We start from the raw sequence: 26,838 nt of genomic DNA on the forward strand, positions 1-26,838 counted from the left end.
TACGGCGGCAATCAGCCGTTGAGGGCAGCCACGATGACCGCGGCACCGATGACGACGCGCGGCCAATGCGCCTTCGGCGCGCGGAGCAAACGGGTGCGGCCACAGCCCAATGATGGCGGCGTTGTTTTGACCATCGATGGTGGTGCCGAGGCAACCGATGTGTCATAAGCAGAGCGGCTCGGGCGTTATGAACGGCGATGGTGGTGCCGAGGCAACCGTCGGTGACTGATTTGGGTCGGGGCTGTCGATTCCGTCTCGCTTGTTCGTCGTAGTGGTGTAAGAGCAAAATATCCACTATCTGAATGGAGAACCTGGTGGCTCAGTACGCAATCTTGATCTACGCGAAGAATCTCGCTGACACCGAAAAACCGACAACGGACGCAAGCCAGGCCCACGGTCGCTATGCAGACGAAGTCGTGGCGGCCGGTGCCATGGTCGCGGCGTTCGCACTGCGACCCGCCGACACGACAGCGACGTCGATTCGGGGCGACGTCGTGACGGATGGGCCGTTCATCGATGCAAAGGAGGTGGTGGCCGGATTCTACGTGATCGAGGCTCACGACCTGGACGCGGCCCTAGAAATCGCGCGGCGGAATCCGATCACTCAGCAGGGCGGCGGCGTCGAGGTGCGACCGGTCGACAGCGGCTTTATCGTGGATCGATCCGCCTAACGGATGACGGACGCAGCAGCCGTCCAGTCGGCAATTCGAGACGCGCATCGGCGCGGCTGGGCTCTGGTACTGGCCGCGACAGCCCGCGTCGCTCGGGACTTGGACCTAACCGAAGAATGCGTCCAAGAGGCCTATGCCTCGGCACTGGTTGCCTGGCTTCGGGATGGGATCCCGGACAACCCGTTAGCGTGGCTCACGACAACGGCCAAGCGGCGCGCCGTGGATGCTATCCGGCGCGAGATGGTGCTGCGGTCGAAGCTGCCACTGCTGGTCGAACCCGAGAAATTGGTCGATGATGTTACGTCAAAAGAACCTGTCGAACCGGCCGCTGGCGTTCAAGATGAACGACTGCGGTTGATCTTCATGTGCTGCCACCCGGCGCTGGCGCAGGATGGCCAGCTGGCGCTGACGTTGAGGCTGGTGTGTGGGGTGTCTACCGCAGACATCGCGCGAGCGTTCCTGGTGTCTGAGCCGACGATGGCGGCGCGGATGACCCGGGCAAAGAAGAAGATCGTGTCGGCCCGCATCCCCTACCGCGTGCCGGGCTCCGCCGAACTGCCGGAAGGGTTGCGCGGAGTTCTCGGCGTCGTCTACCTGCTCTTCACCGCTGGATACACAGCGCCCACTGGTTCGTCGTTGATGCGCGCTGATCTTGTCGACCAAGCGCTTCACCTGGCCAGAATGCTGCGCGAGCTCATGCCCGACGAGCGGGAAGTCTGGGGGCTGCTCGGGTTGCTTCTCGCCACCGATGCACGACGTGCTACTCGAGTTGATGGTGACGGTCGGCTGCTACGGCTAAAGGATCAAGACCGATCGCTCTGGAATCACAGTGCGATCGCCGAGGCGCGTGGCTTGATCATGGACGGGCTCCACGGAGGTCAACCGGGGCGTTACGTCTTACAAGCGGCGATCGCCTGCTTGTACGCCGAGGCCCCGACATACGGCCAGACCGACTGGCCGCAGATCGTGAACTTGTATGACGCCCTGATAGGTGTGTGGCCATCACCGGTCGTGGCATTGAACCGCACGGTGGCGGTGGCGATGGCGTTTGGACCGGCGAATGCACTGGCTGAGCTCGAGGAGCTGGAGCGGGATTCGCGGCTTGCCGGATATCAATACTTACCGGCGATCAAAGCCGACCTGCTGCACCGGCTTGGCCGCGACGACGACGCCCTGATCGCCTACCGACGGGCACTTGAACTAACCGAGAATGAAGTCGAGCGCGAGTTCCTGACCGATCGCATCACACGTGGAGGATACAGCCATTCGCACACTGGTTGAGAACCGCGAACTTGTGCAGTCACTACGCTGGCACGACAGCTGGTTGTGGTTCACGGACTGGGTCGCCGACGACTGGCCGCCGCGTCAGACCGCGGTGCAATCTGTTCTACGCCGCCTTCATGCCGTGGTCGGATCGAGGCGCGCGACGAGTCAGGCGCGACGCGCCGTCATGACGATCGCGCCGAGGTTGTCGCGGTACCGGCGGAACACGTTCCAGATCTCGGTGATTCGCGGAAGCACGGACGGATGCGCGAGACACCGCGCCGTGAACATCGTCGAGCCCCACAAGCCCTCGTCAGAGAGGAAGGTCGGAATGTCGAGCAGCAGCATCTTGCCGGTCTCTTCGAAGTCGACCTCGAACCCGCTGTCCTCCAACTGCCGGCGCCACTCATCCGTCGTCAGCGGGCGTGCCAGCACGTGCAACACGCGGGTCAAGGTCGTCTCGATGTCGTCCTTCGCCGACTCGGGCAGCGATTTCGGAGTCAGCAGTAGCTCGTGGATGCCGTACCGTCCGCCAGAGCGCAACAGGCGGGCTGCCTCCGCCACGGTTGCGACCTTGCGTTTGGCGGGCTCGAGGGTCAGCAACGCCTCGCCGTAGACGACGCTCGCGGCGCCGTCGGCGAGACTCGTCTTGTGTGCGGGCTCCACCAAGCATCGCCGGGCCGCACCGGTCTCGTTGGCGTGGGTGAGCATCCGTTGCACGCGTGCCGCCTCGGCCGCGCCACGTTCGATCGCCGTGTAGCTGCGTGGATGCGCCGCGAGCGTGCGCTCCGTGGTCACCCCGAGGCCCGGCCACATGTCGACGACATCATCGTCGGGGCCGATCTGCAGGGCGTCAAGCATGTGCAGCGAGGGCGTCAGCCCACCGGGTCGCATGACTTTCTTACCGAGCCGGCCGAGCATCCAGTGCGCGGGCATCCGTGCGAGCGGAACTCCCTCGCCGAGCCGCGGTGCGTTGTCCTGCGTCGACGTGACAGCGGCCTGCCGAGTGTTGTACGAAGCGGATGCGGTCATAGAACTTAGTGTAGGCATACCTAACCTTGATCACCAAGAGGGTGCTCGGCTGTTGCCAGCCGCAGCGGATACCTCACCGCGTCTACGACGAAGCCGAATCAACGTCGCTCGATCAGGCAGGTGGGGGAGCCGGTCTGCAGGGTCTGAAGCAGCTCCGAGGGCAGGCCGGAGGCATCCAGGCGGAAGGTTGCGATCGTGTCGGAAAGCTGATTCGCGACATAGAGAAATGACCCCCGCTGCAGGTGGTGGCGGGGCCAATTGCCGCCACAGTCGACGTCGGCGACGGCTTCAAGACGCGCTCCATCGTCGCGCACCGCGAGCATGGCGACGCGATTTGACCCGCGCACCGTGACAAGCACATGTTGGCCGCGCGCGTCGAGGCTGATGTGCGCCGCCGCGTCGCCCGGGTGCGGTCCGCCGGCGAACACGGGCGCGACATCCGTGATTGCGTATCGACCGTCCGGGCCGAGCGCCACGGTAACAACGTCGATCGAATACTCGGTCACGATTGAGACGGCACCGCCGGGATGCAGCACCGGATGCCGCGGCCCGCTGCCCGCAGGCAGCGTCACCTCGTGGTCGGCCACCAGCCCCACGCCGGGCTCGACACGCCAGACGCGCGCTAGGTCGAAGCCGAGATCAGTCGTCAGAACGCGGCCGTCTGGCAGCACGAGAGAGGCGTGTGCGCGTGAGATGCGCGGCGCGGCCTCTGGCACGGTGATAACGCCGCCGGGGAGATCGGCATAGGGGTCGATCGCCGGCGCCGCTACGTGGTCGGCCACGATCGCGCCGGCGGGATCCAACTCGTAGAAGTGCACCGTGCCGTCGCCCCAGCACGTGGCGATCGCATAGCGGCCGTCCGGATCGACTGTCACGTGGCAGACGGCCGCTCCGGCAGGCCACGCTGCGCCGAGCGGCTCGAGGTAGCCGGCTGGATTCACGCCCGCCGCATCCACGCCCGTCGCATCCACGCCCGTCGCATCCACGTCCGCCGCATCCACGATCGTGAAGGTCTGGACGGTCTGCGCCGCCTCCTGGGCGGCATAAACGACAGGCAGAAACGGGTGCTGCACCAGAAACGACGGCGATTCGGCCGGTGCTGCCGTTCGCACTGCGCGGAGCGTGCCGTCGCCGGTCGTGCGAAGCAGGCCAATGCCGGTGCCATGCCCATTCGAGTCCGCGGTGTACGAACCGCTCCACAGATCGGATAGTTCAGCATCGGCGACACGAGTCATGCCGCCAGTCTGCCATCGCGCTGCAGCTGAGGCGATTGCGTTGAGCGCAAGGGCTGGCATGCGTGGCGCCGGAGGCCGGCTTCGGCCGTCTCCAAGCCACCACTTCGCCGCATAACATCCCCTGTGCCTACCGCCCGCGCCGTGCGAATATTGTGTCGTGAGCACGATCGAACTGTACGGCGGCACGGCTAAGGCTTTCGTGGATGTCGTCGCACGCATCGCGGACGATCAATGGGAGCTGCCCGGGCTCGGCGTCTGGAGCGTGCGCTCACTCGTCGGGCACACCTCACGTGCGGTGCAGACCGTGATCGACTACCTGGCGCTCGATGAGCCAGACAGCATCAGCATCGCGACCGCAGAGCAGTATTACGCGCACGTGACTCCGGATGCCGCGGCCTCCGCCGCCGTCGCCCGTCGCGGTATCGAGAGCGGGCTTGCGCTCGGCTCCGATCCGGTTCGGACGATCGCGGCAGCCAACAAGCGCGTGCTCGTACGCCTGGGCGACCAGCGACTCGACCGCCGGATCGCGGTGCGCGGCGGCAACATGCCGCTTCAGGAATACTTGCGGACGCGACTGTTCGAGCTGGTGGTACACACGATGGATATCGAGCGTGCAACGGGCATCCGTCCGGCGTTTCCCGATGACGCCGTGCGTGAATGTGCGCGGTTGGCTGCGGGCATCGCCGCGGATGCCGGGCGTGGTGAGGACCTTCTGCTCGCCATGACGGGCCGCGCCGGCTTGCCGGAGCACTTCAGCATCGTCTGAGCGCGGGCCGCCCTTGGGCAAGCCCAGGGACCGGCCTCCTCAACCAGTGCGCCACTTCGTGCGTCATGCGCCAGTTGAAGTGGCGCATGCCGCACGAACGGGCGCAGGCCCTACCGCACGCCGCGGCTGCTAGCCGACGAGGTCGTGCCGCACCACGATCGCGTCACGGGCGGGGCCCACGCCGATTGCCGAGATGCGTGATCCGCTGAGTTCTTCGAGCGCGACGACATAATCCTGGGCGTTCTTCGGCAGATCCTCGAACCGACGCACCCCGGTGATGTCTTCCTTCCAGCCCGGGAATTCCTGGTAAATCGGCAGCGCGTGGTGAAAGTCGCTCTGCGAAGCCGGCATCTCATCGTGCCGAACACCTTCGACGTCGTACGCGACGCAGACCGGGATCTTCTCCAGCCCGGTGAGAGTATCGAGTTTGGTGAGCACGAAGTCGGTGACGCCGTTGATGCGCGTCGCGTAGCGAGCGATCAACGCGTCATACCAGCCGGTGCGGCGGGGGCGACCCGTGACGGTGCCGAATTCGGCGCCGACCTGACGCAGCCACTCCCCTTGCTCGTCGAACAGCTCGGTGGGAAACGGTCCTGAGCCCACGCGAGTCGTATACGCCTTGACGATGCCGATCACCCTGCTGATGCGTGCCGGGCCGATGCCCGCACCGATCGCGGCGCCGCCTGCCGTTGACGATGACGAGGTGACGAAAGGGTAGGTGCCGTGGTCGACATCCAGCATCGTCGCTTGACCCGCCTCGAACAGCACGTTCTTGTCCGCATCGAGCGCCTGGTTGATCAGCAGGCTGGTGTCTGCGACCATCGGGCGCAGCCGCTCTGCGTAGCTGAGCAGGTCGTCGACGATCTCGTCGACCGTGAAGGCACGACGGTTATAGACCTTGACGAGCAAGTGGTTCTTCTGGTCGAGTGCGCCCTCGACCTTCTGGCGCAGGATGTTCTCGTCGAACAGGTCCTGGATGCGGATGCCCACCCGATTGATCTTGTCGGCATACGCCGGCCCGATGCCACGGCCGGTCGTGCCGATTTGGCGTTTGCCGAGAAAACGTTCTGTGACCTTGTCCATCGTGCGGTGATACTGAGTGATGACGTGTGCGTTAGAAGAGACCTTGAGACGGGAGACGTCCACGCCGCGCGCGATCAGGGCATCCAGTTCTTTGAAGAGGATTTCGATGTCGACGACGACGCCGTTCGCGATGACCGGGGTGACGCCCGGTGTCAGGATGCCGGACGGCAGCAGGTTGAGCGCATACTTTTCGGTGCCGATCACGACCGTGTGGCCGGCGTTGTTGCCGCCGTTGAACTTGACGACGTAGTCGATGCGGCTGCCCAGAAGGTCTGTCGCTTTGCCTTTGCCCTCGTCGCCCCACTGGGCGCCGATGATGACGATTGCCGGCATGATGCTCCTCACGGTCAGGTACCTGGCCGGACCCGACCGCGGCCGTGCGGCGTAACGACAAGTCCACCCCATTGTATCGGGCAGCGCCGCCGCCACTGCTCGAGCAGCCGCGCCGTTCCGCCTTCAGAGGTTGTTGCGGGCGAGCGGATGGCGCGGAACGCCCGCCTCGACTACCAGGGGGTGCGGGTGCCGTCCCAGGACCAGAGGGCCCCAGTGGGTGCGTCGTCGGGCAACAGCGCGAGACGAACGGCTCCTGTGGCGGCCTCGGCCGGGTCGCCACCAACGGACATGCCTGCGATGAGGTTCGTTCGGCGCAGGCCTGGCGCTAGCGCGTTGACCTTGAAGTCCTTGCCGAGTGCCTGTGCCGTGAGGAGGGTGACGGCGTTGACCGCGGTCTTAGAGCTTCGGTAGGCCAGGCCGCGGCAATCAGCGACGGATCGGTGACGTCCAGTCGCACGACGCAAGCAGTCGAGCCTAGTTCTTTCGCCGCCTGTAGCCCCCTATCGAAGTCGCGCGCGCCCACCCACACGACGACACCGTGATCACGCAGTTGTCGCGCTATTTCGAACCCGATGCCACTGTTGCCTCCCGTCACCAGTGCTATCGAACCGGGTTGCGGTGAACGGATCTCCAGAGGAAGACGATCCATCTGTTTCATGCTACTTCTCCAACTCCAACGATGTGGTTGGAATACTACGATGCTTTTCACTTTTTTCCAACTCCACGGTTGGTAGCCTCAAGTCATGGCATGGGACACTGAGGGCACGCGTCGGCGCCTCCGCGAAGCGGCCATGGCGGAGTTCGCCGCTCGAGGATTCGACGGCACCACGGTCAGTTCCATTTCAGCTCGCGCCGGCGTGAACAAGGAACGGCTGTACAGCTATTTCGGCGACAAGAAGGCGCTCTGGGAGCTCGTGCTAGCGACCGAACTGGAACGTCTCGCCTCCGCAGTCGCCCTCACCGGGGTCGGATTGGATGACATCGGAGAATTCGCTGGGGCAACCTATGACTACCACTCTGCCCATCCCGAGCTAGGCCGCCTCCTGCAGTGGGAAGGGCTCCAGGACGGCCCGCCCGCTGATGCCGTCGGACGCACGACGCATTACCGCGAAAAGGTCGAACGCTTCGCCGCCGCCCAACGCGCCGGCCTGCTCGACCCCGCGCTTGACCCCGCTCACCTCGTGTTCGCCCTGATCGCCCTCGCCGCCTGGTGGCAAACCGTCCCGCAGCTAGCCGAGATGATCACCGGAGCCGCGCCAAGCGACCAGCACGAGCGCGCACGGCGCCGCCAGTTCGTCGTCGAAGCAGCACGGCGACTCGCGTCGCCCGCACACCGACAAGGCGACGAAGACGCCCCTTGAGGGTTCCGCTTATGGGCCGCGTCTCGCGTGGCAACGCTGGCTGGTCCAGTTCCGTGCAGACGCAGAGGCATTGAAGGCCGAGGACATCAACACAGAGCCTCAGGCCCGGTGATCCGCGGGGCCGTGTACCGGATCGATCTGGGCCGGCCGCGAAACCACGAGCAAGGTGGCAAACGGTTAGGCCTGGTCCTGCCCTGCCCTTCATAGCCGGCAACCGCAAACGGATCCAGACTCGGCTGCCCGTGAGCGGATGTTTGTGGTGAATGCCCCGTTACCGGGCGGACCACCGGGCCGCGCTGGATTCGGAGCGGACGGTCCGGTCCGAAGGGGCCCGGTCCGCGGCTGTGACGGTGGGTCGGTGCGGGATCGACGACGCGAGGGCAAGCACAACGACGAACGACGTGGCCAACACGGCAACCCAGGCGCCGCGCGGTTCAGTAAGCGCGAGGCTGGCTCCGCCGATGCCGGGTCCCGTCAGGGCGAGTATCGCGACGAGGGTTGCGCTGACGATGCCGCAGACGAGTCTGGCCCAGAGCGGTCCTCGTCGAGAGAGGGCGTAGCCCCCGCCGATCCCCATTAGAGGGACGGCGATTGCCCCTCCGCCGAGACCTTGGGTGAAAAGGTGCACTATGGCATCGGGAAGTAGCTGTGGGGCGACGGCAAACGCGAGTGGTGCAAGAGCGAGCCAGCGCCATCCTCGTCGCCCGCCGGTGCGCCGTAGTGCTTCCGCCCAGCCCAGCAGTCCGCCCGCAATGGCTCCAGGGAAGAGGATCGTTCCGAACGTCCCCCACCAGCTGAATGTGGATGTCTGGCCCGCGAGTTCCACCATGTAGCCTCGGAACCCCGCGGCCCAGGCGATCCCACAGGTTGTGCCGATCGCTATGAGCGCGGCCTTGCGGGTACCTAATGAGTACGTGTTCATGGGATTCTCCTTACTTCAGCAGCGGGCTCGGGCACGAAGAGCCGCACGCCCCGGCGGGCGGCAAAGCGGAAGGCGAGGAAAGGGTGATAGTTGCGCGTTCTCATGACACGCTCCTTGTCGACGAAGTTAACTAGAGTGATACTCTAGTGAGATACTCTAAATATGAACCCGGAGACCTCGCCTGTCAATAGCATCCGCAGGAAGAAAGCAGACGCCACCAGGCGCAAGATCGTCCAGGCGGCGCACAAGGAATTCATTGCCAGGGGATTCCATGGGGCCACCATGGCGGGCATCGCTGCCCGCGCGGGAGTGGCCTCACAGACCGTGTACTTCGTCTTCCACACCAAACCCGAACTGATCAGTGCCGTCATCGATGCAGCGGTCCTCGGTGAAGAGGATCCCCGCCCGCCGCAGGCCCAGTCCTGGTGGGGGGAAATGGTGGCGGAGCCGGATGCGGCGCAGGCTCTGCGGATTTTCATCCGCGGTGCCGGGGACGTTTTTGCGCGCGCAGCAGCTATCGCCGAAGTACTGCGCGCGGCTGCGCTCACCGACGATGAAGTGCGCCGCACGCACAAGTACCATGAGACCCTTCGCCGGGTTGCGTTCGGCCAGGTGTTGGAAATACTCGCGGGTAAGTGGCCGCTCCGGGATGACCGGTCCTTCGATGAGCTGACCGACGCATTCATGACCGTCTACGGCGACAGCACTTACAACCTGCTCGCCACTGAGCGCGGCTGGAGTCACGACCAGATCATGGCATGGCTCTGCGATATCCTCCCCGGGATGCTCCTCCGCGGCCCCGCTCCGGCCGGAATCTGATTCAGTCGAATATCTAATCTGCGTTAGCAGTAACGGCACAGCGCTGAACGCTCGGCCCGCGCTGTCCGCGTGGGTACAAAGCCCCGTAGCTGAAGAACAGCGTGCGCTCCGGAATGCGCAAACCGGGACGGCCTGTGCTCGCCCGTCCCAGTCGCCGTTCCACTACTGGCACCCAGTTGGATAGAAAATCGAGCCTCGAATTGCGAGTTTATGACGGGTGAAATGCCGCCGGTTCGCTGCCTTGGATTTGGCGTTGGGATCGAATTGTTCCTACCTCGCGATCCGCGGCAGGAGTCGGCTGACTGCGACCAGAATCAGCGTGATTCCTGTTTGCACGGCGGGGATGACGACGACGGCGTGCAGCATCGTGCCTTGTGCGGCAAGGCCGGTGAACAGGCTGCCGAGGCCGGCGACACCGATCGACATCGCGGCTTGTCGAGCCGTGACGAGGACTCCGCTGCCGACTCCCGCCGCGTGGACGGATACCTCGGACCGGACGAGCCGGAACAACGATCCGACGCCGAGCGCTTGGCCGATCCCGACGAGGACGAGGCCCGCGATCCCGACAGGCACGTTGATCAGGAAGATCAGCCGCCAGCCAGTGCCCGCGATGTCGGCGTCCATGAGAACTCCGCCGGTCAGTGCGACGCTGTCGGGCATAGCGCGACTGCCGTACGAGTCGGCAACCGAAACTGAGCAAGTCAAGGGCTGAGGACGCCTGCAGTACGCTGCTGAAATGGCGTACACGCGCGGGCAACTCGATCAGTTTCGAGGCAAATCGCTGCCCGATTTCGTGGCGCCCGGTGTGCGCTTGTTGCTGGTCGGCATCAACCCGGGACTGCGCAGTGTTGCGGTGCAGGCCGACTTCGGGCGGCGAGGAAATCGCTTCTACCCTGCGCTGTATCAGGCGGGCATCACGGACCGCATTGTCGATGCATCCGAAGGTTTTCGGCCGGACGACGCGGCCCACCTACACGCGCAAGGCGTCGGGATGACGACGCTGGTTGCCTTTGCGACAGCACGTGCCGATGAGCTCAGCACAACACAACTGCGCGAGGGCGCGGTGGCGCTGCGCGAGAAAGTCCGTCGCCTGCGGCCGCGTGTCGTGGCGATGTTGGGCATCACGGCGTTCCGCACCGCCTTCGAACAACGGCGAGCGGTCGTCGGCCAACAGCCCGGCGATCTGGCTGGTGCCGAGTTGTGGGTTGTTCCCAACCCGAGCGGCCTGAATGCGCACGAGAGTGTCGCCTCGCTGGCAGTCGCCTATCGTGAGGTTGCGCGCGCCGCGGGCATCCCCCTCTTTATTCCGCCCATACCGCGCGTCGACCATCACGGACAGGGCGAAGCCTGACCGGGCCGATGCGACGATAGGCCTCCGATATATTAGATACGCAATGACGGCATCCGATGAGAACGGTGAGCGCCCAGCCGACACGCAGGAGGACTCACCACTGCCAGACGGCCAGCCCGCGCGGCAGCGCTCGCGGCGCCAGTTCGTTAAGGGTGCCGGCCTGGCTGCCGCCGGCGCGGTCGTCGGTGGAATCGCAGGAGGAGCGATCGGAGCGGCGATCGGCGCCTCCGCCGGTGCGCATCAGGAGACGCTGCCCGACACCCCTCTCTCTCAGACCGGCTTCCGGCGTGTACAACCACGGCAGTCGCCCGGTTTCGACCATCTCGTGGTGGTGATGTTCGAGAACCGATCATTCGACAACCTTCTCGGCTATCTCTATGACGAGACGAATCTGCCGAAAGGCGAGCATTTCAACGGACTCGCGTTCGGCGACCATAGCAACCTCGATCTGAACGGCAACGAGGTCCCGGCGTATCCATACGAGGGCGACACCGACTTCGTCATGCGTCAGCCCGCACCGGATCCGGGCGAAGAATACAACCACGTCAACGTGCAGCTGTTCAATCACATCGACCCTGCCGTGAACGCAACACTGCACGGGGGCGACATGCTTCCGCCGTTCAACACGCCGCCGAAAGGCACGAAACCGACGATGAGCGGATTCGTGCACGACTACATCAACGACCTCAGTGTGCGGGCCGGCGTCGAGCCCGATATCGAGGACTACCGCGTCGTGATGGGCGCATTTACGCCGCAGCAACTGCCGGTGTTCTCCACCCTCGCGCAGCAGTTCGCCGTGTACGACAACTGGCACTGCGCCGTGCCATCGCAAACCTTCTGCAATCGCTCGTTCTTCCATGCGTCGACCTCGCACGGTTTCGTCACGAACACCGGCGGCCCTGAAGGCATCTCGAAATGGTTCAATCCGGGCAACAATGTGCCGACGATCTTCAACCGGCTCTCGGAGGCGAAGATCCCGTGGGCCGTGTACTTCGACGACCGGCAGCTGGTCTCGCTCACCGGGTTCATCCATGCGCCTTCGATCGAGAAATACTGGCGCACCAACTTCCGCACCATGACGCAGTTCTACGACGATGTCGAAAGCGGCAACCTGCCGGCATATTCGTTCGTCGAGCCCCGCCTGCTCTACGACCACAACGACATGCATCCGCCGGCCGGCGTGCGATTCGCACACACCGTGGTCGACGGTGATGTGATCACCGGCGGGGCGATCTCCGACGTACGTGCGGGGGACACCTTCCTGCACGAGCTTTACTCCGCCATTCGGTCGAGTTCCAGCCAAAAGGGTTCGAACGCGCTCAACACCATGCTGCTGGTCACCTTCGATGAGCATGGCGGCATCCATGATCACGTTCCGCCGCCGGCCGCGACACCACCGGAGGAGCGCAAGAACACGGAGATGGGGTTCGGCTTCGATCGCCTCGGCGTGCGCGTGCCGGCTATCGCGATTTCTGCGTACACCGCACGCAACACGATCATCCACGATCAGATGCACCACGCGGCCGTGATCGCGACCCTGAGTGAGCGTTTCCGCCTGAAGCGACTGACAGCACGCGACCGAGACGCACGCACCATCAACAACGCGATCAACCTGACCTCACCGCGCCAGCCGCAGGATTGGCCTGATACCTATCCGCATTATGTCCCCGCCAATCCCGAGTCGCGCGCGCCGGTGCCACACGGCGATGACGATCGCCCGCTCAGCCCGCCTGGTGCGGGTCTGATGGCACTGCTGGCGTCGCGCTATGATCCCGGAGAGCCAGTGCCGACGACGTATCGAGAGGCTTTCGAGATGGTCACGCGCCGTGGGCTCGGCCTTTTCGGCAGCAAGAACGGTCACGACCGCATCGAATAGCACCGCGCGGTCGCGACAGCCGCGATCCCGGCTCAATCAATACCCGGTGAACTCCTCGGTGCGAATGTCGTCGTCATCGACCCCTGCCTCGGCAAGCACCGTGCGCATCTGCTTGACCATACCTGCCGGACCGCACAGGTAGTAGATCGCCGCCGCCACGTCGGGGACGTATTCGGTCAGCAACGCGGCGTCGATCCGGCCCGTATGACCGGCCCAGCCGACCGCGGATGTCTCGGGCTTCGTCATCGTCGGCACGAACGTGAAATTCGCGCTGGACTCGCTGAGCCCGGTCAGTTCGTCGAGGTAGGCGGCAGCCTCCGGCCGCTTATTCGAGTAGAACAGGACGATCGAGTGGCCGGTGTGATCATGCTGGGCTTGGAGCACGATACTGCGTGCTGGGGTGATCCCGATGCCACCGGTCAGGAACACCGCCGGTCGAGAGATCTTGTTATGTAAAGTAAACGACCCGTACGGCGCGTCGAGTTCCACCTCGGTGCCGATCGGCAGTTGCCCCAGCACGCGTTTGAACGCGGTGTCACGCATGCGGGTCGTGCAGGCAAGATGGTGTTCGTATGGTGCGCTCGACAGCGTGAAGCCGCGGATGTCCCCCTCTGCGTCGGTCTCAGGAGGGTCCAGCAACGTGTAATCGGCGAACTGCCCAGCCTTGAATTCGAAGCCATCGGGCTTCTCGAAGTGGAAAGACATCGTCCCCTCTGCGACCTGGATCTTCTTGGCCAGCCTGACTCTGGGCAGTGACACGGATATCCCTCTTTCTGATCTGTTCTGATCCAGATCTGTTCTGATCCAGATCTGTTCTGATCCAGATCAGATCTGGGTCAGATCTGTTCTGGACCTGTTGCCTTACGTTCCGGCGCACCAGTGCGCTACGCGCGGCCTGCGATGCCGGTGCGAAGCCTGGAGTAGTGGCGCTGCGCCTTCGCGCGGTTTCCGCATCCAGCCATCGAGCACCACCGACGACGTCCGGTCGTGTCGTGGAAATACAGCACACACGACGGATGCTCACACTGGCGGATGTTGTCTGGCCCAGCCCCGCGCAACCGCAGATAGTCCTGCGCAGCCTGCCAGGCCGGCCGCCACGACTCGTCTGCGAACACAGGCAGGTGCCGCACCTCGCCGTCAAGGATGCTATCGACCACGAGTGCACGCGCGAGGATTGAATTCAGTCGCTCCTCAGCACCGGGCTGGTTGTCGAAGATGCTCTCTAACGTGGAGCGCGTGTAGACGAGAGCACTGCGCATCCGCTCGTCCGGCTGAACGTCGATGCTGCATTCGGCCAACCATTGGACGAGCCCTGGCAAAGTTGCCAGCAGGTCGTACTCCTCGCCGGCTCGATGCCAGCGGGTATTCACGAGATCGACGGCAAGCGGCTCACCAGTCAAAGGTCGTTCCATGTTCTGATTCTAACTTATGCGGATATCATTTCAAGTTACTTTTCGTATGACTATTTGCCAGCGCCTTGCACTAGTGCAATGAATATCTACCCACACATCATCACTTGAATAGTTAGGCAAAAGGAGAGACAATCGCAATTGACGGCATCGTAGGCCGATGCCGGAAAGGGCAGTCATGACCACATCCACCATCACCCCTACGCTCACGTCGTTGCAGACGGGTCACGTCGCGCTGAACGTCTCCGAGCTCGAGCGTTCGAAGGCCTTCTATCAGCGCCTGCTTGGGCTGAGCATCGCCAGGGAAGGCACAGACGAGGGCCGACGCTGGGTTTTCCTGGGCCGTGACGGTCGATTGGTGCTCACGCTCTTCCAGCAGAGCTCCGGGCGATTCAGTACGTCGACACCTGGCCTGCACCACCTGTCCTTCCAGGTGGAGAACATGGATCAGGTTCGCGCCGCCGAGGTGATCGCCCATGAATTGAATGCCCCGTTCTTCCACGACAGCATCGTGGCTCACTCGGAAGGGTCCAACTCCGGTGGCATCTTCTTCGCCGACCCCGACGGCATCCGGCTGGAGATCTTCGCCCCAAGCGGCGCAGAGGAAAGTCCCGCGCCCAGCGGTGAAGCACCGACCTGTGGATTCTTCTGAACCCAACACATCCAGTGACAGCCGCGACATGTGACGACCCTGGCGCAGGCGTGACTCGGGCCGCGAAGACTCGGACCAGTCGCGATGAGTGAGGTATTCCATTCCGGCGAACTGGCCGTGCAAGAGCGCGCCGGAAGGAGTTCTGGCGCGGTCATTCGCAAGTCGATTCCCGAAATCGCCGCGGATTTCCTGGTCACACGGCCTGCCGTCGTGATCGCCGGCCATGACCGCGACGCGCGGATGTGGGCGACCATGCTCACCGGTACGCCTGGATTCATGCAGGCGCCAGACCCGCGCATCATGGTCGTGCACGCAATGCCGCTGCCCAGCGACCCGCTTGCGCCACTGGTCGCGCGGGGTGGCGAGACCGGTACGATCCTGTGGGATAGCCACGGCAGGATGCGCGTGAACGGGCTTCTGGAGCCGCGATCCGACGGCTTCGCCATCGACACGGCGCAGGTGTACTCGAACTGTGGGCGCTATATCTCCCGTCGACAGCCGTTGCCGGAACCGGACCGCGAACCGGGCCGCACTTTCGAGACCGAAAGCACCGTCGAGACGGGCACCACATTGTCGGCCGCCCAGATGGAGATGATCGGCGCGGCTGACACGTTCTTCATCGGCACGTCGCATCCGGATGGCCCGGCTGACGCCTCACACCGAGGCGGCAATCCGGGATTCGTTGTGGTGGACTCCCCCCAGACGCTCCGCTGGCCGGACTACAACGGCAACGCGATGTTCATGACGTTGGGCAACATCACGCTCAACCCCCGCGTGGGTCTGCTCTTTCCCGATTGGGCCACGGGCGGGCTGCTGCAGGTGTCGGGGCGGGCGCGCGTGAACTGGGACCCGGCCGCAGCAGCGACGCTCCCCGGGGCCGAGCGCATCGTCGAGCTGACCGTCGACGCGGTGCAGCAGACTCGGCGCGCGCTGCGCACCAGCTGGAGTCCTGCGACGCTCAGTCGCTACAACCCGAGGTCGCGCAGTTCTGGGTGATCCTTCGGGCGCGGGCCGGAAGCATCCCAGTGGTATTTGCGCTCCGACTCAGCGATCGGAACGTCGTTGATGCTGGCATGCCGCACCAGCATCCGGCCGTCCGGGTTGAACTCCCAGTACTCGTTGCCGAATGAGCGGAACCACTGCCCGGACGCGTCGTGCGACTCATAGGCGAACCGCACGGCGATGCGATTGTCGCCAAACAACCACATCTCTTTGATCAGCCGGTAGTCGAGTTCGCGCTCCCACTTACCGCGCAGGAACTCGATGATCGCGGGCCTGCCGACGACGAACTGATCACGATTGCGCCACCGACTGTCGATCGAATAGCCCCCGGCAACACGCTCCGCATCGCGCGTGTTCCAAGCGTTCTCAGCAAGGCGCACCTTCTCGATCGCGCTCTCGCGAGTGAAAGGCGGCAGTGGCGGACGTGACTCTTCCATGTTCAATTCCATTCCTGTGTCTGTTCCATTCCCCGGTTTACACCGTGCGGAGCGCGTCTTACGAACTCGTGCGCCTTTTCGCGTGCGGTGCGCCACTTCGACTGGCGCACCGCGCCTCATGTGGCGCACCGCGATCGCATGCCTGGTTCGTGCGACGACGGCTGCGGAGCAATCCTCGCGCTCCCGGCGTAGGCTGAAATCATGTTCACCGTTGAACTTCTTGCCGTGCGAACCGGGAGCACACCGTGACCGATACCAGCACGACTGCCCTTTACCAGCAGGTCATCATGGATCACGCCCGCGAGCGCCACGGCGCCGGGCTGCAGGACACAGCTGCGGCAACTGCCCACCAAATCAACCCGACGTGCGGTGACGAAGTCACCGTGCAGGTGCACCTCAATGCCACGGGCGAGGCAATCGAATCGCTGAGCTGGGATGGCATGGGCTGCTCGATCTCGCAAGCATCCGTTTCCATGCTCCACGACCTTGTTCCCGGCATGACCACAGGCGACGTCACGACGCGCATCGCGGCCTTCCGTGCGATGATCCATTCGCAGGGAGCCGACGAGGGCGACCCGGAGTTACTCGGTGACGCCGTCGCACTGAGCGGCGTCTCGCGCTACGTCGCGCGGGTCAAGTGCGCCATGCTCGGCTGGGTCGCCCTGGAAGGGGCATTGGGCGAGCTCAGCGCATGACGAACGCAACAGTATGACGGAAACGACAGCATGACGGATGCGATCGGGCTGCTGCTGGCTGCGGGCGCCGGTCGGCGCATGGGGCTGCCCAAAGCACTCGTCGAGGGTGCAGACGGACTCCCGTGGGCAGTCAGCGCCGCCCGAACCCTGTCGAACGGCGGATGCGCCGAGGTGGTCATTGTGATCGGTGCAGCCGCGCCCGCTGTGCGTGCGCTGCTGGCCGACGAGCCGGTGACCATTGTCGAAGCATCCGATTGGGAAGAGGGGATGGGTGCATCGCTGCGCGCAGCGCTCGGCGCCATCGCCACACGCCACGCTGCCGCGGCACTCGTTCACCTGGTCGATCTGCCGGATGTCGGAGCTGAGGTCATCCGCCGCGTCCTCAGCCACGCGGAACCCGGCGTCCTGGCGCGCGCGTCATACCGAGCCGGCGGCAAAACCGGCGCCAAAGCCGGCGCCAAAATCGGTGCACGGGCTCGCGGCGGTGCCGGCGATCCTGCACGAGGGCATCCGGTGTTGCTGGGCAGAGATCACTGGGCCGCGATCGCCGCCGAATGCTCCGGCGACCACGGTGCGCGCGCCTACCTGGCGCGCCACGACGTGCTCGAGGTCGACTGCTCTGACCTTGCCGGCGGAGCCGACGTCGACACGCGTGCCGATGATGACGTGGATGCCCGCAGCCCGATCCTTCCTAAGCTGGGGCAATGAGCACTGCAGCAATGAACGCGGGAGCAACAAGCACCGTAGCAACAAGCACCGTAGCTTCAGCCCAGGACGTCAGCACTCGCCTGCGATCCGTCGGCTACCTGGCCGACGAAGGGCTCGCCACCGTTACCTATCTCGCGTTGGCAATGCAGCGACCCCTGCTGCTGGAAGGCGAGCCCGGCACCGGCAAGACCGCGCTGGCCGAAGCGCTGTCGCAATCGCTGGACATTCCGCTGATCCGCCTGCAGTGCTACGAGGGCATCGACTCGACGCAGGCGCTCTACGACTGGGATTTCACCCGTCAGATCCTGCACCTTCGCACCGTCGAGGCGGCCGGTGCCGCACAGGACGGCACCACATTGGATACCGCAGCACTCGAACAATCACTGTTCGACGAGCGTTTCCTGTTGGCGCGCCCCATCCTGCGCGCTCTGCGTGAGGCTCCCGTCGTGTTGCTCGTCGATGAGATCGACCGTGCCGACGACGAGTTCGAAGCGTTCCTGCTCGAGGTGCTGTCGACGAATCAGGTGACAATTCCAGAACTCGGTACGATCACCGCGGCCGTGCCGCCCATCGTCGTGCTGACCTCCAATCGCACGCGCGAACTGCACGACGCGCTCAAACGCCGCTGCCTCTATCACTGGATCGAGCATCCGGGCTTGGCTCGCGAGGTCGAGATACTCCGAACCCGGCTTCCCGAAGTGGACGAGCGGCTGGCAGAGCAGGTCGCCACCATCGTGCAGGAGCTGCGGCTGCGCGGTGAAATGCTGAAGCCCCCCGGGGTCGCCGAAACCCTCGACTGGGCACGCGCCCTGCACCAACTCGGCGTGAGTGAACTCGACCTTGAATCGGCCGCGGCCACCATCGGCGCGGTCTGCAAGTACCGCGAAGACACCGAGCGCGTGCGATCGGCGCTGGATACCATGCTGACGGTCTGAGATAACGGGCGTGCGATGAATGATCCACCAACAGACGTATCGGCACTGACCGGCGCAACCGATGCGACCGGCGCAGCCGATGCGACTGGCGCAACCGCTGCGATGAGCGCAACCGATGCGACGGATGCAACCGATGTGACGGATGCCGTCGGCGCCGAACACGACATCTCGGCGATGTTCATCGGATTCACCCACGCGCTGCGCGCGGCAGGCCTGGCCGTTGGACCCGACCGCACGCAGGCGTTTCTTGATGCCTCGACCCGGCTGAACGCAGGGCGCCGCAGCCACGTCTACTGGGCGGGCCGCGCCACGCTGTGCGCCGGCCCAGACGACACGGTGGTGTACGACAAGACCTTCGAGCACTGGTTTTCCGAGCACTCGAACCGCACCGGCACGCCGAGGCCCGCCCCGCGAACCGTCACACAGGCCGACGTCGGCGGAGACGACACCGCCGGCGAGGAGGGCGAGGACCATCTGATCGCCGTGCTGGCCAGCGGGGAAGAAACTCTGCGGCATCGCGACATCGCGAGCTTGACGGCATCCGATCGGGCGCGGCTTGCCCGGCTGTTCGCATCGCTGCCGGTGCGGATTCCGCAGCGCCGCAGCGTGCGTCGGCGGCCGTCGCGCCGGGGAGCTATCGATGCGGCCAAGACCGTGCGCGAACAGTTGCGCCACGCAGGAGAACCCGGCCGGCTTCGCTACCGCCGCGCGACAACCAGGCCGCGACGCATCGTGTTTCTGATTGACATTTCCGGCTCGATGGAGCCGTACGCCGACAGCCTGCTCCGGCTCGCGCATCGCGTCGTCGCCGCGGCTCCGCGCAGCACAGAAGTGTTCACGCTCGGAACCAAACTCACCAGGATCACGGTGCCGCTGCGCCTGCACGACGTCGAGAAAGCGCTGCTCTTGGCCGGCGAGGCGATCCCGGACTGGTCAGGCGGAACCCGGCTCGGCGAGGGGTTGCGCGAGTTCCTGAACCAATGGGGGCAGCGCGGCCTTGCGCGCGCGGCGGTCGCCGTGATCGCCAGTGACGGTTGGGAGGTGGGCGACCCCGCATTGCTTGGCGAACAGATGCAACGCCTGCATCGGCTGGCTCGCGTGGTGCTCTGGTCCAACCCGCATCGCGGCAAAGCGGGATATGCTCCGGTGCAAGGCGGCATCGTTGCCGCGCTTCCTTCCCTGGATGGGCTCGTGGCTGGTCATTCGCTGGCCGCGTTCGCTGAACTCTTGGAGTTGATAGCCAATGCGTGAGGTATTGGGCGAGCTGCTCGCGTCGTGGGACGCCGGCGAAGTCGTCGGGATCGGCACTGTCGTGCACACGATCCGATCGGCGCCCCGGCCGCCGGGTGCGTCGATGCTCGTCACAGAGGATGGCACGGTCTCCGGCTCCGTGTCGGGCGGATGCGTCGAAGGCGCGCTCTACGAGTTGTGCCGCACGGTTGCGGCATCCGGCCAGCCGGTGCTGCAGCGTTACGGATTCAGCGACGACGACGCCTTCGCCGTCGGACTGACCTGCGGCGGCATCATCGACGTGTTCGTCGAGCCGTTCTCGCGCACGTCGTTCCCGGACCTCGATGAGGTCGCCGCCGACATCACCGCCGGCCGACCGGTCGCGATTGCGACGATCATCGAGCATCCGGATGCGACGCTCGTCGGCAAGCGCCTCATCGTGCGTCCAGAGACGGCGAGCGGCACGCTCGGCACCACACGCATCGACGAAGCCGTCACAGATGACGTGCGCGGCCTGCTCGCCGCAGGCTCGACGGCCGTGCTAACGTATGGAGCACAGGGCGAGCGCATGGACACCGGTATGCGTGTGTTTGTCGCATCGTTCCAACCCAAGCCGCGGATGATCGTGTTCGGCGCGATCGACTTCGCCGCTGCCGTGGCAAAACAGGGTGCGATTCTGGGCTTCCACGTGACCGTGTGCGATGCGCGGCCCGTATTCGCGACCAAGGCCCGGTTCCCCAACGCGGACGAAGTCGTCGTGTCGTGGCCGCATCAGTATCTGAAGAAGCAGATCGATGAGGGCAGGATCGACACCCGGACGGTGATCTGCGTACTGACCCACGATCCGAAGTTCGATGTTCCGGTGCTTGACCTCGCCTTGCGGCTGGAGGGCACGCAAGCCCCGGCCTATATCGGCGCAATGGGTTCGCGAAAGACGCACGAGGACCGACTGGTACGCCTGGTCGAAGCGGGGCTCGGCCCTGAGGAGCTTGCCCGATTGACCAGCCCGATCGGACTCGATCTCGGCGGACGCACGCCGGAGGAGACCGCGGTCTCAGTCGCAGCGCAGATCATCGGCCTGCGCTGGGGCGGAACGAACGTGCCGCTCAGCGAAACCGATCGACGGGTACATCAGGGCGCTGACGGCTGAACAGACGCCTCCAGCGTCCGCCCACCGCGAGGATGCGCTTGGACTTGCGCGCCCGCAGGCGCCAAGACGCGCCGTTCCGGTTGTCGTTACCTGGGGTCGGTGTTATACAGGGAAGACACGACGAAGTGTAAGCGGACGGAGAAATGCCATGGCGCGAAGAACCATCACGGTAACAGTCGATGGGATGTCATACACAGACGATGTCGAGCCGCGAATGTTGCTGGTGCAATATCTTCGCGAGGTCGTCGGCAAGACAGGCACATTGATCGGGTGTGATACCAGCAACTGCGGAGCCTGCACGGTGCATTTCGACGGCGTCAGCGTCAAGTCGTGCACCATGCTCGCCGTTCAGGCTGACGGACATGAGATCACGACCATCGAGGGCATTGCACGCGATGGCGAGCTTCACCCGATGCAGACGGCGTTCCATGAGAACCACGCGCTGCAGTGCGGGTTCTGCACGCCCGGCATGATCATGGAGTCGATCGATCTGCTGAACGAGCATCCGAACCCCGACGAGCAGACGATCCGAGAGGGCCTCGAAGGTAACCTCTGCCGGTGTACCGGATATCACAACATCGTGAAGGCCGTGCAGGCTGCTGCTAAGGTCGACCTCGGTGCCACAATCCCGGTCGGCGAACCGGTTGGAGCCTCGAAATGACCATCACCGAGATCGGCGCACCGCGCACCCGCAAGGAAGACCAGCGACTCATCACGGGGCGCTCGCGCTACACCGACAACATGGTGCTGCCCGGCATGCTGCACATCGCGCTGCTGCGCAGCCCGTTCGCACACGCGAACATCACCTCGCTGAACGTCGACGAGGCGAAGAAGGCGCCGGGCGTCGTCATGGTGCTCACCGGCAAGGATGTAGCCGCTGAGCAGGGCAGCATCCCATCGGCGTGGCCGGTGACGCCGGACCAGAAGGCGGTGCCGTACCTGCCGATCGCGATCGACCGCGTGGCATTCGCCGGCGAGATCGTCGCGTGCGTGATCGCACGCACCGCCGCGCAGGCCAGAGACGCCCTCGACGTCATCGACGTGGACTACGACGAACTTCCCGTCGTGCTCGACCTCGAGGAGGCGTTCACAGACGAGGTGCTCGCCCAGCCGGAACTCGGCACCAACCTGTCCGCGAAGTGGGTCTTCGATTCCGCGGCCGCTGGCACAGGAAGCGACGTAGCAGCTGCGTTGGCCGACAGCGATGTCGTGCTCGAGCGCACCTATTACCAGCAGCGACTGATCCCGGCGTTCATGGAGCCGCGCTCGACCGTCGTTGATCCGACCGGCGAGCAGATCACGATGTGGTCGGCGACGCAGGTGCCGCACATTCTCAAGCTGATGATCTCGCTTGCGCTGGGCATCCCTGAGTCGAAGGTGCGGGTCATCGCACCGGATGTCGGCGGCGGCTTCGGCGGCAAGCTCGCGGTGACCACGGAGGAGTTCATCACCCTGCTGGCCGCCCGGCACACTGGAAAGCCGTGCAAGTACACCGAGACCAGGACCGAATCGCTGATGGGTGCCCACCACGGGCGCGCCCAGGTGCAACGCGTCAAGATCGCGGCGACGAAAGAGGGCGTCGTCACCGGGTTGAGCGTGAACCTGCTCGCCGATATGGGCGCATATCAGAGCCTCATCGGGGGCGGCATCCCGATCCTCGGCGCGTTCATGTTCAACGCGATCTACAAGTTCCCCGCCTACCGCTTCGAGTGCAACAACCTGTTCACCAACAAGGTGGTCACCGGTGCGTACCGCGGCGCGGGACGACCCGAGGCGACGTTCGCGATCGAACGGATCATGGACGACCTCGCCGTCGAACTGAACATGGATCCAATCGAACTGCGCCGCAAGAACTGGATCAAGCACGAAGAGTTCCCGTTTACAACGGTGGCAGGGCTCGAATACGACTCCGGCAACTATGAGGCTGCAACCGACAAGGCACTGGAGCTGTTCGGCTACGACGCCCTGCGCGCCGAGCAGCACGCGCGGCGTGAAGCGGGTGACACCGTGCAACTCGGAATCGGCGTCTCCACCTACACGGAGATGTGCGGGCTTGCGCCGTCACGCGTGCTCGGCTCTCTCGACTATGCGGCGGGCGGTTGGGAGCACGCGCAGATTCGCGTGCTGGCGACCGGCGCGGTCGAGGTGGTCACCGGTATCAGCCCGCATGGACAAGGGCACGAGACCTCGTACAGTCAGATCGTCGCGGATCGCCTCGGCGTGCCGTTTGACAACGTCGAGATCCTGCACGGCGACACGCAAGTGGCGCAAAAGGGCATGGACACCTACGGCTCGCGTTCTCTCGTCGTCGGCGGGATGGCGGTGGTCGCCGCAGCAGACAAGGTGATCGAGAAAGCCAAGACCGTCGCAGCTCATCTGCTGGAAGCCAATCGCGACGACATCGAATTCACGGCCGGCCGATTCGGAGTCAAGGGCACCGACGCGGGAATGACGCTGGGCGAGATCGCCTTCGCCGTCTTCTCGGCACACAACATGCCTGATGGATTCGAGCCCAGCCTGGACTCGGATGCGACTTTCGACCCGGTGAACTTCAACTTTCCGCACGGAACGCACCTGGCCGCGATCGAAGTCGACACGGAGACCGGCGAGGTCAAACTTCGCAGCTACGTCTGCGTCGATGATATCGGCAACGTCATCAACCCGTTGCTGGTCGATGGCCAGGTACACGGCGGTCTCGCACAAGGCATTTCGCAGGCGCTGTTCGAGGAGGCTGTTTATGACGATTCGGGCACCCTGGTGTCCGGCTCGTTCGTCGACTACCTTCTGCCGAGCGCAGCCGACCTGCCGTCATTCACCACGGACCGCACGGTCACCCCGGCACTGACGAACGCGCTCGGTGTCAAAGGCGTCGGTGAGGCGGGAACGATCGCCTCGACGCCCGCGATCGTTAACGGCATTCTCGACGCCGTTCGCCAATTCGGGGTGGAGGACATCCACATGCCCTGCTCACCCAGTCGGGTGTGGAACGCCATCGAAGAAGCCCGCAAGCGCACCAGCGCAGCGGATACCAACACAGCGCATACAAACACAGCGACAGGAGATGCGTCATGATCCCGGTAGCGTTCGACTATTCGGCGCCGGCCACGGTCGAGGAAGCACTCGCGCTGCTGGCCGAGGCGGGCGACGATGGCAAGATCCTGGCAGGCGGGCAGAGCCTGATCCCGGTGCTGAAGCTTCGGATGGCGGCGCCGAGCATGGTGATCGACCTCGGCAAGATCGACGCGTTGCGCGGCGTCAGCGAGGACGGCGACACGCTGGTGATCGGCGCCATGACTCCGCACCAGGAGGTGGCAACCAACCCTCTCGTCGCACGGTACGCCGGACTCATCGCTAAGGCAACGCATACCGTGGCCGACCCGCAGATCCGGCATCGCGGCACGTTCGGCGGCGCACTCGTGCACGCAGACCCCGCCGGTGATCTGCCAGCACCCGCGCTGGCGATGGATGCCGAGTTCGTCATAGTCGGCCCCGGCGGCACCCGCACTGTTGCAGCGGCGGACTTCTTCGAGGATCTGTTCACAACAGCAGTCGGCGAAGATGAGATCCTCACTCAGGTGCGCATCCCGAAGAAAGACGGCTGGCTGAGCCACTACGAAAAATTCACCCGGGTGGCACAACAGTGGTCCATCGTCGGTGTCGCCGTCACGCTGCGTCTTGACGGCGGCGTCATCGCTGATGCCCGCGTTGCACTGACCAACATGGGCTCGGTGCCCTTGCGCGTGCCAGCGGTGGAGCAGGTTCTGGTCGGGCGCGCAATCGACGAGAGCGCGATCGCGCAAGCAACCACAGCCGTCGCGGACGGCACAAATCCTCCCAGCGATCTGAACGGCGACGCAGATTATCGACGCCACCTCGCAGCGGTGCTGACACGCAAGGCGGTCATCGCTGCTGCCCTATCAGCAGGAGTCTCATGAAACTCGAACATCGGTTTGTCGTTCCGGCCCCGATCGACGTCGTCTGGGCCGCGTTCAACAACCTGGAAATGCTCGTGCCGTGCGTGCCCGGCGGCACCCTGACGTCCGCGGAAGGTGACACTTTCGAGGGCACGGTGAAGGTCAAGCTCGGCCCGATCTCGATGCTCTACGGCGGTACGGGCACATTCCTCGAGCGCGACCAAGCGACCGGCCGGATGGTCGTCGAGGCCAAGGGCAAGGACAAGCGCGGCAACGGCACGGCCGGTGCGACGGTCGTGGCACAACTCACAACGGAGGGCACCGGCACGCTGGTCGAGGTCTCGACCGACTTGTCCGTCACGGGCAAGCCGGCGCAGTTCGGGCGTGGCGTGATCCAGGATGTCAGCGACAAGCTCCTCGGCCAGTTCGTCGACTGCATCTCGGCGAAGCTCGGGCCGAGCGCTGCGCCGGATGCTGCGACCTCCGCTGCGGCGGCCTCCGATTCTGCTGCGGCGACGGCCGCCACCACGACGGTTGCCGCCGAAAAAGCGGCGCCGGCGAAGGCTGCATCCGCAAAGGTCACGACCACGAAGGCGGCGGCAAAGCCCGCGGCGGCAAAGACGGCCACGGCGAAAGATGAACCGGGGCAGTCCGCAGCCACGAAGCCGGCACCCGCGAAGCCGGCACCCGCGAAGCCGGCACCGACGACACCCGTCCAGCCAACGCCCGCTCCCACCGCGCCAGCCCAATCTGCGTCGACCCCATCTGCACCGGCACGTGAATGGTCAGCGGCGCCGTCTGCAGAACCCGCCGAACTCAATTTGCTTTCAACCGTCATGCCGGTGTTGATCCGCCGTTACGCTGTGCCGGGTCTTGTCGCGCTCGGCGGCCTGATCCTCGTTATCGTGATGCTGCGAAGGCGACGCTGATCGATCTCGGCGGCACCTGGGCGGCTCAGGCGCAATTGGTGCGTGGCGCCGACTGGAGTGTCATGGTGTGTGGCGCCTGAGGAGGATCAACGGGATCGATCGTTCGGTGCTTTCATCGAAAGCTGTGAGACTCGGTGAACCGGCCAGCAGTGCTGGCCAGAGCCGATCTCGGTCCTGACCGGTCACCTCCTCTGCGAGCGCCGAAAACGTCTCAGACTCGAACTCAACGATCACACTCGGATTGGCCATCACGTTGTAGTACCACGCAGGGTGAGACACCGATCCGCCGTTTGACGCGACGATTGCAAAGGTGCCGTCATCTTGCGGCGAGCAGACCAATGGTGTGACGCGCTCGATCCGGGACCGGGCGCCGATGTGGTGGATCAGGATCAGCGGGGTGCCTGCGAGCGCCCCGCCGACCTGTCCCTTATTCGCTCGGAACTCCTGGACAGTGTTGCGATCGACGTCAGTCACGACCGATCCCGTACACCAGGCTGAGCGTTCCGTCCGGAAGCTGCTCAGACGAGCGAAGCTCGAGTGCTCGGCGAGTGCCGCCAGTGGCAAACAGGGCGCTCCCTTCACCTACGATCAGCGGGTAGACGATCAGCCGCAACTCGTCGACGATCCCGCCGCCAATCGCGCTCGCCGCGATGGTCGCCCCGCCCATCAGGTAGATGTCGCGGCCTTCCTGTTGTTTCAGCGCCGCCAGTTCGTCCAGGCTGCGCAGGAACTGCACGTTCGGCCAATTGGCACTCGTAAGGGTGTTCGAGAGCACGTAGTGTGGAGTGCTGCTGGCGACTCGCGCCCATTCGACCTCACCGGCAGTCGGCGCGGTGCCCGTTTGCGGGTTGATGCCGGTGGGATCGTTCTGGATCGTCGTCCAATACTGCTCGTATCCGGGGTACATGCCGCCGCCGAGCACGCACGCGTCCACTTGTTCCGTCAGACCGTAGTCGTCTGACCAGGCGGCAACCCAGTCTGCGTATCCCTGTGGGCCTTCCGTCCTGCCGTCGAGCGATGTCTTGAACGCTGCGATGAGTTTGCGCATTGATAGTTCCTCCGATT

The 26,838-nt window shown here is 64.7% G+C and carries 29 protein-coding genes and 1 pseudogene; 18 read left to right on the plus strand and 12 right to left on the minus strand.

The features are described from left to right. Nucleotides 1-314: 314 nt before the first annotated feature. Nucleotides 315-671: a YciI family protein gene (locus QU604_RS20160; RefSeq protein WP_308466383.1), complete on the plus strand. Its 357-nt coding sequence runs from the start codon at nt 315-317 to the stop codon at nt 669-671. Between the two features lie 3 nt (nt 672-674). Continuing rightward, nucleotides 675-1,952, plus strand: coding sequence for an RNA polymerase sigma factor (locus QU604_RS20165; protein ID WP_308466384.1), 1,278 nt, complete (start codon nt 675-677; stop codon nt 1,950-1,952). A 150-nt stretch (nt 1,953-2,102) separates the two neighbouring features. Here the strand turns inward: QU604_RS20165 and QU604_RS20170 are convergent, their stop codons facing one another. After that, nucleotides 2,103-2,966, minus strand: a complete 864-nt coding sequence (locus tag QU604_RS20170; protein WP_308466385.1) for a class I SAM-dependent methyltransferase — start codon at nt 2,964-2,966, stop codon at nt 2,103-2,105. 98 nt (nt 2,967-3,064) lie between these two features. Beyond that, nucleotides 3,065-4,201 (minus strand): lactonase family protein, encoded by a 1,137-nt coding sequence (locus QU604_RS20175; protein WP_308466386.1) that lies wholly within the window; start codon nt 4,199-4,201, stop codon nt 3,065-3,067. Nucleotides 4,202-4,358: 157 nt separating this feature from the next. Here QU604_RS20175 and QU604_RS20180 point away from each other — a divergent pair, with 157 nt between their 5' ends. After that, nucleotides 4,359-4,967 carry a maleylpyruvate isomerase N-terminal domain-containing protein gene (locus QU604_RS20180; protein WP_308466387.1) on the plus strand — a complete coding sequence of 203 codons (609 nt, stop codon included), beginning with the start codon at nt 4,359-4,361 and terminating at the stop codon, nt 4,965-4,967. A 129-nt stretch (nt 4,968-5,096) separates the two neighbouring features. Here QU604_RS20180 and QU604_RS20185 read toward each other — a convergent pair whose 3' ends face one another. The 3 genes and pseudogenes from QU604_RS20185 to QU604_RS22285 all read right to left on the minus strand — a co-directional run. Then, complete coding sequence (locus tag QU604_RS20185) at nt 5,097-6,383, minus strand: adenylosuccinate synthase (protein WP_308466388.1); 1,287 nt, start codon at nt 6,381-6,383, stop codon at nt 5,097-5,099. 170 nt (nt 6,384-6,553) lie between these two features. Continuing rightward, the gene (locus QU604_RS20190; RefSeq protein ID WP_308466389.1) at nt 6,554-6,847 is read right to left on the minus strand and encodes a Rossmann-fold NAD(P)-binding domain-containing protein; all 294 of its coding nucleotides are present in this window, start codon (nt 6,845-6,847) and stop codon (nt 6,554-6,556) included. A gap of 14 nt (nt 6,848-6,861) precedes the next feature. Continuing rightward, a pseudogene (locus QU604_RS22285) lies at nt 6,862-7,041 on the minus strand (short-chain dehydrogenase); the annotation flags it as partial. A gap of 85 nt (nt 7,042-7,126) precedes the next feature. On the opposite strand from QU604_RS22285, the gene QU604_RS20195 reads away from it, so the two are divergent. After that, the gene (locus QU604_RS20195) at nt 7,127-7,744 is read left to right on the plus strand and encodes a TetR/AcrR family transcriptional regulator (protein WP_308466390.1); all 618 of its coding nucleotides are present in this window, start codon (nt 7,127-7,129) and stop codon (nt 7,742-7,744) included. Nucleotides 7,745-8,015: 271 nt separating this feature from the next. Here QU604_RS20195 and QU604_RS20200 read toward each other — a convergent pair whose 3' ends face one another. After that, entirely contained in the window at nt 8,016-8,666 is a 651-nt protein-coding gene (locus tag QU604_RS20200; protein WP_308466391.1) for a hypothetical protein, read from the minus strand. A gap of 162 nt (nt 8,667-8,828) precedes the next feature. Here QU604_RS20200 and QU604_RS20205 point away from each other — a divergent pair, with 162 nt between their 5' ends. Continuing rightward, complete coding sequence (locus QU604_RS20205) at nt 8,829-9,485, plus strand: TetR/AcrR family transcriptional regulator (protein WP_308466392.1); 657 nt, start codon at nt 8,829-8,831, stop codon at nt 9,483-9,485. Nucleotides 9,486-9,755: 270 nt separating this feature from the next. Here the strand turns inward: QU604_RS20205 and QU604_RS20210 are convergent, their stop codons facing one another. Beyond that, the gene (locus QU604_RS20210) at nt 9,756-10,145 is read right to left on the minus strand and encodes an MFS transporter (RefSeq protein WP_308466393.1); all 390 of its coding nucleotides are present in this window, start codon (nt 10,143-10,145) and stop codon (nt 9,756-9,758) included. A gap of 76 nt (nt 10,146-10,221) precedes the next feature. Between QU604_RS20210 and QU604_RS20215 the strand changes: the two genes are divergently transcribed. Both QU604_RS20215 and QU604_RS20220 read left to right on the plus strand, forming a co-directional pair. Continuing rightward, nucleotides 10,222-10,836 (plus strand): mismatch-specific DNA-glycosylase, encoded by a 615-nt coding sequence (locus QU604_RS20215; RefSeq protein WP_308466394.1) that lies wholly within the window; start codon nt 10,222-10,224, stop codon nt 10,834-10,836. 43 nt (nt 10,837-10,879) lie between these two features. Then, nucleotides 10,880-12,712, plus strand: a complete 1,833-nt coding sequence (locus QU604_RS20220) for an alkaline phosphatase family protein (protein ID WP_308466395.1) — start codon at nt 10,880-10,882, stop codon at nt 12,710-12,712. Nucleotides 12,713-12,748: 36 nt separating this feature from the next. On the opposite strand, the gene QU604_RS20225 is transcribed toward QU604_RS20220, so the two are convergent. Both QU604_RS20225 and QU604_RS20230 read right to left on the minus strand, forming a co-directional pair. Next, nucleotides 12,749-13,471: a ferredoxin--NADP reductase gene (locus QU604_RS20225; RefSeq protein ID WP_308466396.1), complete on the minus strand. Its 723-nt coding sequence runs from the start codon at nt 13,469-13,471 to the stop codon at nt 12,749-12,751. 125 nt (nt 13,472-13,596) lie between these two features. Continuing rightward, on the minus strand, nt 13,597-14,124 hold the full coding sequence (locus QU604_RS20230) for a CGNR zinc finger domain-containing protein (RefSeq protein WP_308466397.1): 528 nt from the start codon (nt 14,122-14,124) through the stop codon (nt 13,597-13,599). A 175-nt stretch (nt 14,125-14,299) separates the two neighbouring features. Here QU604_RS20230 and QU604_RS20235 point away from each other — a divergent pair, with 175 nt between their 5' ends. Beyond that, nucleotides 14,300-14,773 carry a VOC family protein gene (locus QU604_RS20235; protein ID WP_308466398.1) on the plus strand — a complete coding sequence of 158 codons (474 nt, stop codon included), beginning with the start codon at nt 14,300-14,302 and terminating at the stop codon, nt 14,771-14,773. Nucleotides 14,774-14,857: 84 nt separating this feature from the next. Continuing rightward, nucleotides 14,858-15,769 carry a pyridoxamine 5'-phosphate oxidase family protein gene (locus QU604_RS20240; protein WP_308466399.1) on the plus strand — a complete coding sequence of 304 codons (912 nt, stop codon included), beginning with the start codon at nt 14,858-14,860 and terminating at the stop codon, nt 15,767-15,769. Here the strand turns inward: QU604_RS20240 and QU604_RS20245 are convergent. Continuing rightward, nucleotides 15,739-16,212 (minus strand): nuclear transport factor 2 family protein, encoded by a 474-nt coding sequence (locus QU604_RS20245; RefSeq protein WP_308466400.1) that lies wholly within the window; start codon nt 16,210-16,212, stop codon nt 15,739-15,741. The genes QU604_RS20240 and QU604_RS20245 overlap by 31 nt on opposite strands. A gap of 245 nt (nt 16,213-16,457) precedes the next feature. Between QU604_RS20245 and sufU the strand changes: the two genes are divergently transcribed. From sufU to QU604_RS20290, 9 genes are all read left to right on the plus strand, one after another. Continuing rightward, nucleotides 16,458-16,907, plus strand: coding sequence for a Fe-S cluster assembly sulfur transfer protein SufU (gene sufU, locus QU604_RS20250; RefSeq protein ID WP_308466401.1), 450 nt, complete (start codon nt 16,458-16,460; stop codon nt 16,905-16,907). Nucleotides 16,908-16,937: 30 nt separating this feature from the next. Continuing rightward, nucleotides 16,938-17,615: a nucleotidyltransferase family protein gene (locus QU604_RS20255; protein ID WP_308466402.1), complete on the plus strand. Its 678-nt coding sequence runs from the start codon at nt 16,938-16,940 to the stop codon at nt 17,613-17,615. After that, nucleotides 17,612-18,550, plus strand: a complete 939-nt coding sequence (locus QU604_RS20260) for an AAA family ATPase (RefSeq protein ID WP_308466403.1) — start codon at nt 17,612-17,614, stop codon at nt 18,548-18,550. Before QU604_RS20255 ends, QU604_RS20260 begins: the two co-directional genes overlap by 4 nt. Before the next feature lie 15 nt (nt 18,551-18,565). Beyond that, entirely contained in the window at nt 18,566-19,801 is a 1,236-nt protein-coding gene (locus tag QU604_RS20265; protein WP_308466404.1) for a vWA domain-containing protein, read from the plus strand. Beyond that, entirely contained in the window at nt 19,794-20,930 is a 1,137-nt protein-coding gene (locus tag QU604_RS20270; RefSeq protein WP_308466405.1) for an XdhC family protein, read from the plus strand. The genes QU604_RS20265 and QU604_RS20270 overlap by 8 nt, the downstream gene beginning before the upstream one ends. A gap of 148 nt (nt 20,931-21,078) precedes the next feature. Then, nucleotides 21,079-21,591: a (2Fe-2S)-binding protein gene (locus QU604_RS20275; RefSeq protein ID WP_308466406.1), complete on the plus strand. Its 513-nt coding sequence runs from the start codon at nt 21,079-21,081 to the stop codon at nt 21,589-21,591. Next, complete coding sequence (locus QU604_RS20280) at nt 21,588-24,002, plus strand: xanthine dehydrogenase family protein molybdopterin-binding subunit (RefSeq protein ID WP_308466407.1); 2,415 nt, start codon at nt 21,588-21,590, stop codon at nt 24,000-24,002. The genes QU604_RS20275 and QU604_RS20280 overlap by 4 nt, the downstream gene beginning before the upstream one ends. Beyond that, nucleotides 23,999-24,865 (plus strand): FAD binding domain-containing protein, encoded by an 867-nt coding sequence (locus tag QU604_RS20285; protein ID WP_308466408.1) that lies wholly within the window; start codon nt 23,999-24,001, stop codon nt 24,863-24,865. The genes QU604_RS20280 and QU604_RS20285 overlap by 4 nt, the downstream gene beginning before the upstream one ends. Then, nucleotides 24,862-25,773: an SRPBCC family protein gene (locus QU604_RS20290; protein WP_308466409.1), complete on the plus strand. Its 912-nt coding sequence runs from the start codon at nt 24,862-24,864 to the stop codon at nt 25,771-25,773. The genes QU604_RS20285 and QU604_RS20290 overlap by 4 nt, the downstream gene beginning before the upstream one ends. A 60-nt stretch (nt 25,774-25,833) precedes the next feature. On the opposite strand, the gene QU604_RS20295 is transcribed toward QU604_RS20290, so the two are convergent. Continuing rightward, nucleotides 25,834-26,247, minus strand: a complete 414-nt coding sequence (locus QU604_RS20295; protein WP_308466410.1) for a nitroreductase family deazaflavin-dependent oxidoreductase — start codon at nt 26,245-26,247, stop codon at nt 25,834-25,836. Beyond that, nucleotides 26,240-26,821 carry a dihydrofolate reductase family protein gene (locus QU604_RS20300; RefSeq protein ID WP_308466411.1) on the minus strand — a complete coding sequence of 194 codons (582 nt, stop codon included), beginning with the start codon at nt 26,819-26,821 and terminating at the stop codon, nt 26,240-26,242. Before QU604_RS20300 ends, QU604_RS20295 begins: the two co-directional genes overlap by 8 nt. Nucleotides 26,822-26,838: the final 17 nt, after the last annotated feature.

Source organism: Rathayibacter sp. SW19 (genome assembly GCF_030866825.1).
Lineage (GTDB): Bacteria > Actinomycetota > Actinomycetes > Actinomycetales > Microbacteriaceae > Rathayibacter_A > Rathayibacter_A soli.

Coding starts and splice junctions, on each gene's coding strand:
- QU604_RS20165 (WP_308466384.1), top strand. CDS start 675: ATGACGGACGCAGCAGCCGTCCAGTCGGCAATTCGAGACGCGCATCGG.
- QU604_RS20170 (WP_308466385.1), bottom strand. CDS start 2,966: ATGACCGCATCCGCTTCGTACAACACTCGGCAGGCCGCTGTCACGTCG.
- QU604_RS20175 (WP_308466386.1), bottom strand. CDS start 4,201: ATGACTCGTGTCGCCGATGCTGAACTATCCGATCTGTGGAGCGGTTCG.
- QU604_RS20185 (WP_308466388.1), bottom strand. CDS start 6,383: ATGCCGGCAATCGTCATCATCGGCGCCCAGTGGGGCGACGAGGGCAAA.
- QU604_RS20195 (WP_308466390.1), top strand. CDS start 7,127: ATGGCATGGGACACTGAGGGCACGCGTCGGCGCCTCCGCGAAGCGGCC.
- QU604_RS20200 (WP_308466391.1), bottom strand. CDS start 8,666: ATGAACACGTACTCATTAGGTACCCGCAAGGCCGCGCTCATAGCGATC.
- QU604_RS20205 (WP_308466392.1), top strand. CDS start 8,829: ATGAACCCGGAGACCTCGCCTGTCAATAGCATCCGCAGGAAGAAAGCA.
- QU604_RS20210 (WP_308466393.1), bottom strand. CDS start 10,145: ATGCCCGACAGCGTCGCACTGACCGGCGGAGTTCTCATGGACGCCGAC.
- QU604_RS20215 (WP_308466394.1), top strand. CDS start 10,222: ATGGCGTACACGCGCGGGCAACTCGATCAGTTTCGAGGCAAATCGCTG.
- QU604_RS20220 (WP_308466395.1), top strand. CDS start 10,880: ATGACGGCATCCGATGAGAACGGTGAGCGCCCAGCCGACACGCAGGAG.
- QU604_RS20230 (WP_308466397.1), bottom strand. CDS start 14,124: ATGGAACGACCTTTGACTGGTGAGCCGCTTGCCGTCGATCTCGTGAAT.
- QU604_RS20235 (WP_308466398.1), top strand. CDS start 14,300: ATGACCACATCCACCATCACCCCTACGCTCACGTCGTTGCAGACGGGT.
- QU604_RS20240 (WP_308466399.1), top strand. CDS start 14,858: ATGAGTGAGGTATTCCATTCCGGCGAACTGGCCGTGCAAGAGCGCGCC.
- QU604_RS20245 (WP_308466400.1), bottom strand. CDS start 16,212: ATGGAAGAGTCACGTCCGCCACTGCCGCCTTTCACTCGCGAGAGCGCG.
- QU604_RS20255 (WP_308466402.1), top strand. CDS start 16,938: ATGACGGATGCGATCGGGCTGCTGCTGGCTGCGGGCGCCGGTCGGCGC.
- QU604_RS20260 (WP_308466403.1), top strand. CDS start 17,612: ATGAGCACTGCAGCAATGAACGCGGGAGCAACAAGCACCGTAGCAACA.
- QU604_RS20265 (WP_308466404.1), top strand. CDS start 18,566: ATGAATGATCCACCAACAGACGTATCGGCACTGACCGGCGCAACCGAT.
- QU604_RS20270 (WP_308466405.1), top strand. CDS start 19,794: ATGCGTGAGGTATTGGGCGAGCTGCTCGCGTCGTGGGACGCCGGCGAA.
- QU604_RS20275 (WP_308466406.1), top strand. CDS start 21,079: ATGGCGCGAAGAACCATCACGGTAACAGTCGATGGGATGTCATACACA.
- QU604_RS20280 (WP_308466407.1), top strand. CDS start 21,588: ATGACCATCACCGAGATCGGCGCACCGCGCACCCGCAAGGAAGACCAG.
- QU604_RS20285 (WP_308466408.1), top strand. CDS start 23,999: ATGATCCCGGTAGCGTTCGACTATTCGGCGCCGGCCACGGTCGAGGAA.
- QU604_RS20290 (WP_308466409.1), top strand. CDS start 24,862: ATGAAACTCGAACATCGGTTTGTCGTTCCGGCCCCGATCGACGTCGTC.
- QU604_RS20300 (WP_308466411.1), bottom strand. CDS start 26,821: ATGCGCAAACTCATCGCAGCGTTCAAGACATCGCTCGACGGCAGGACG.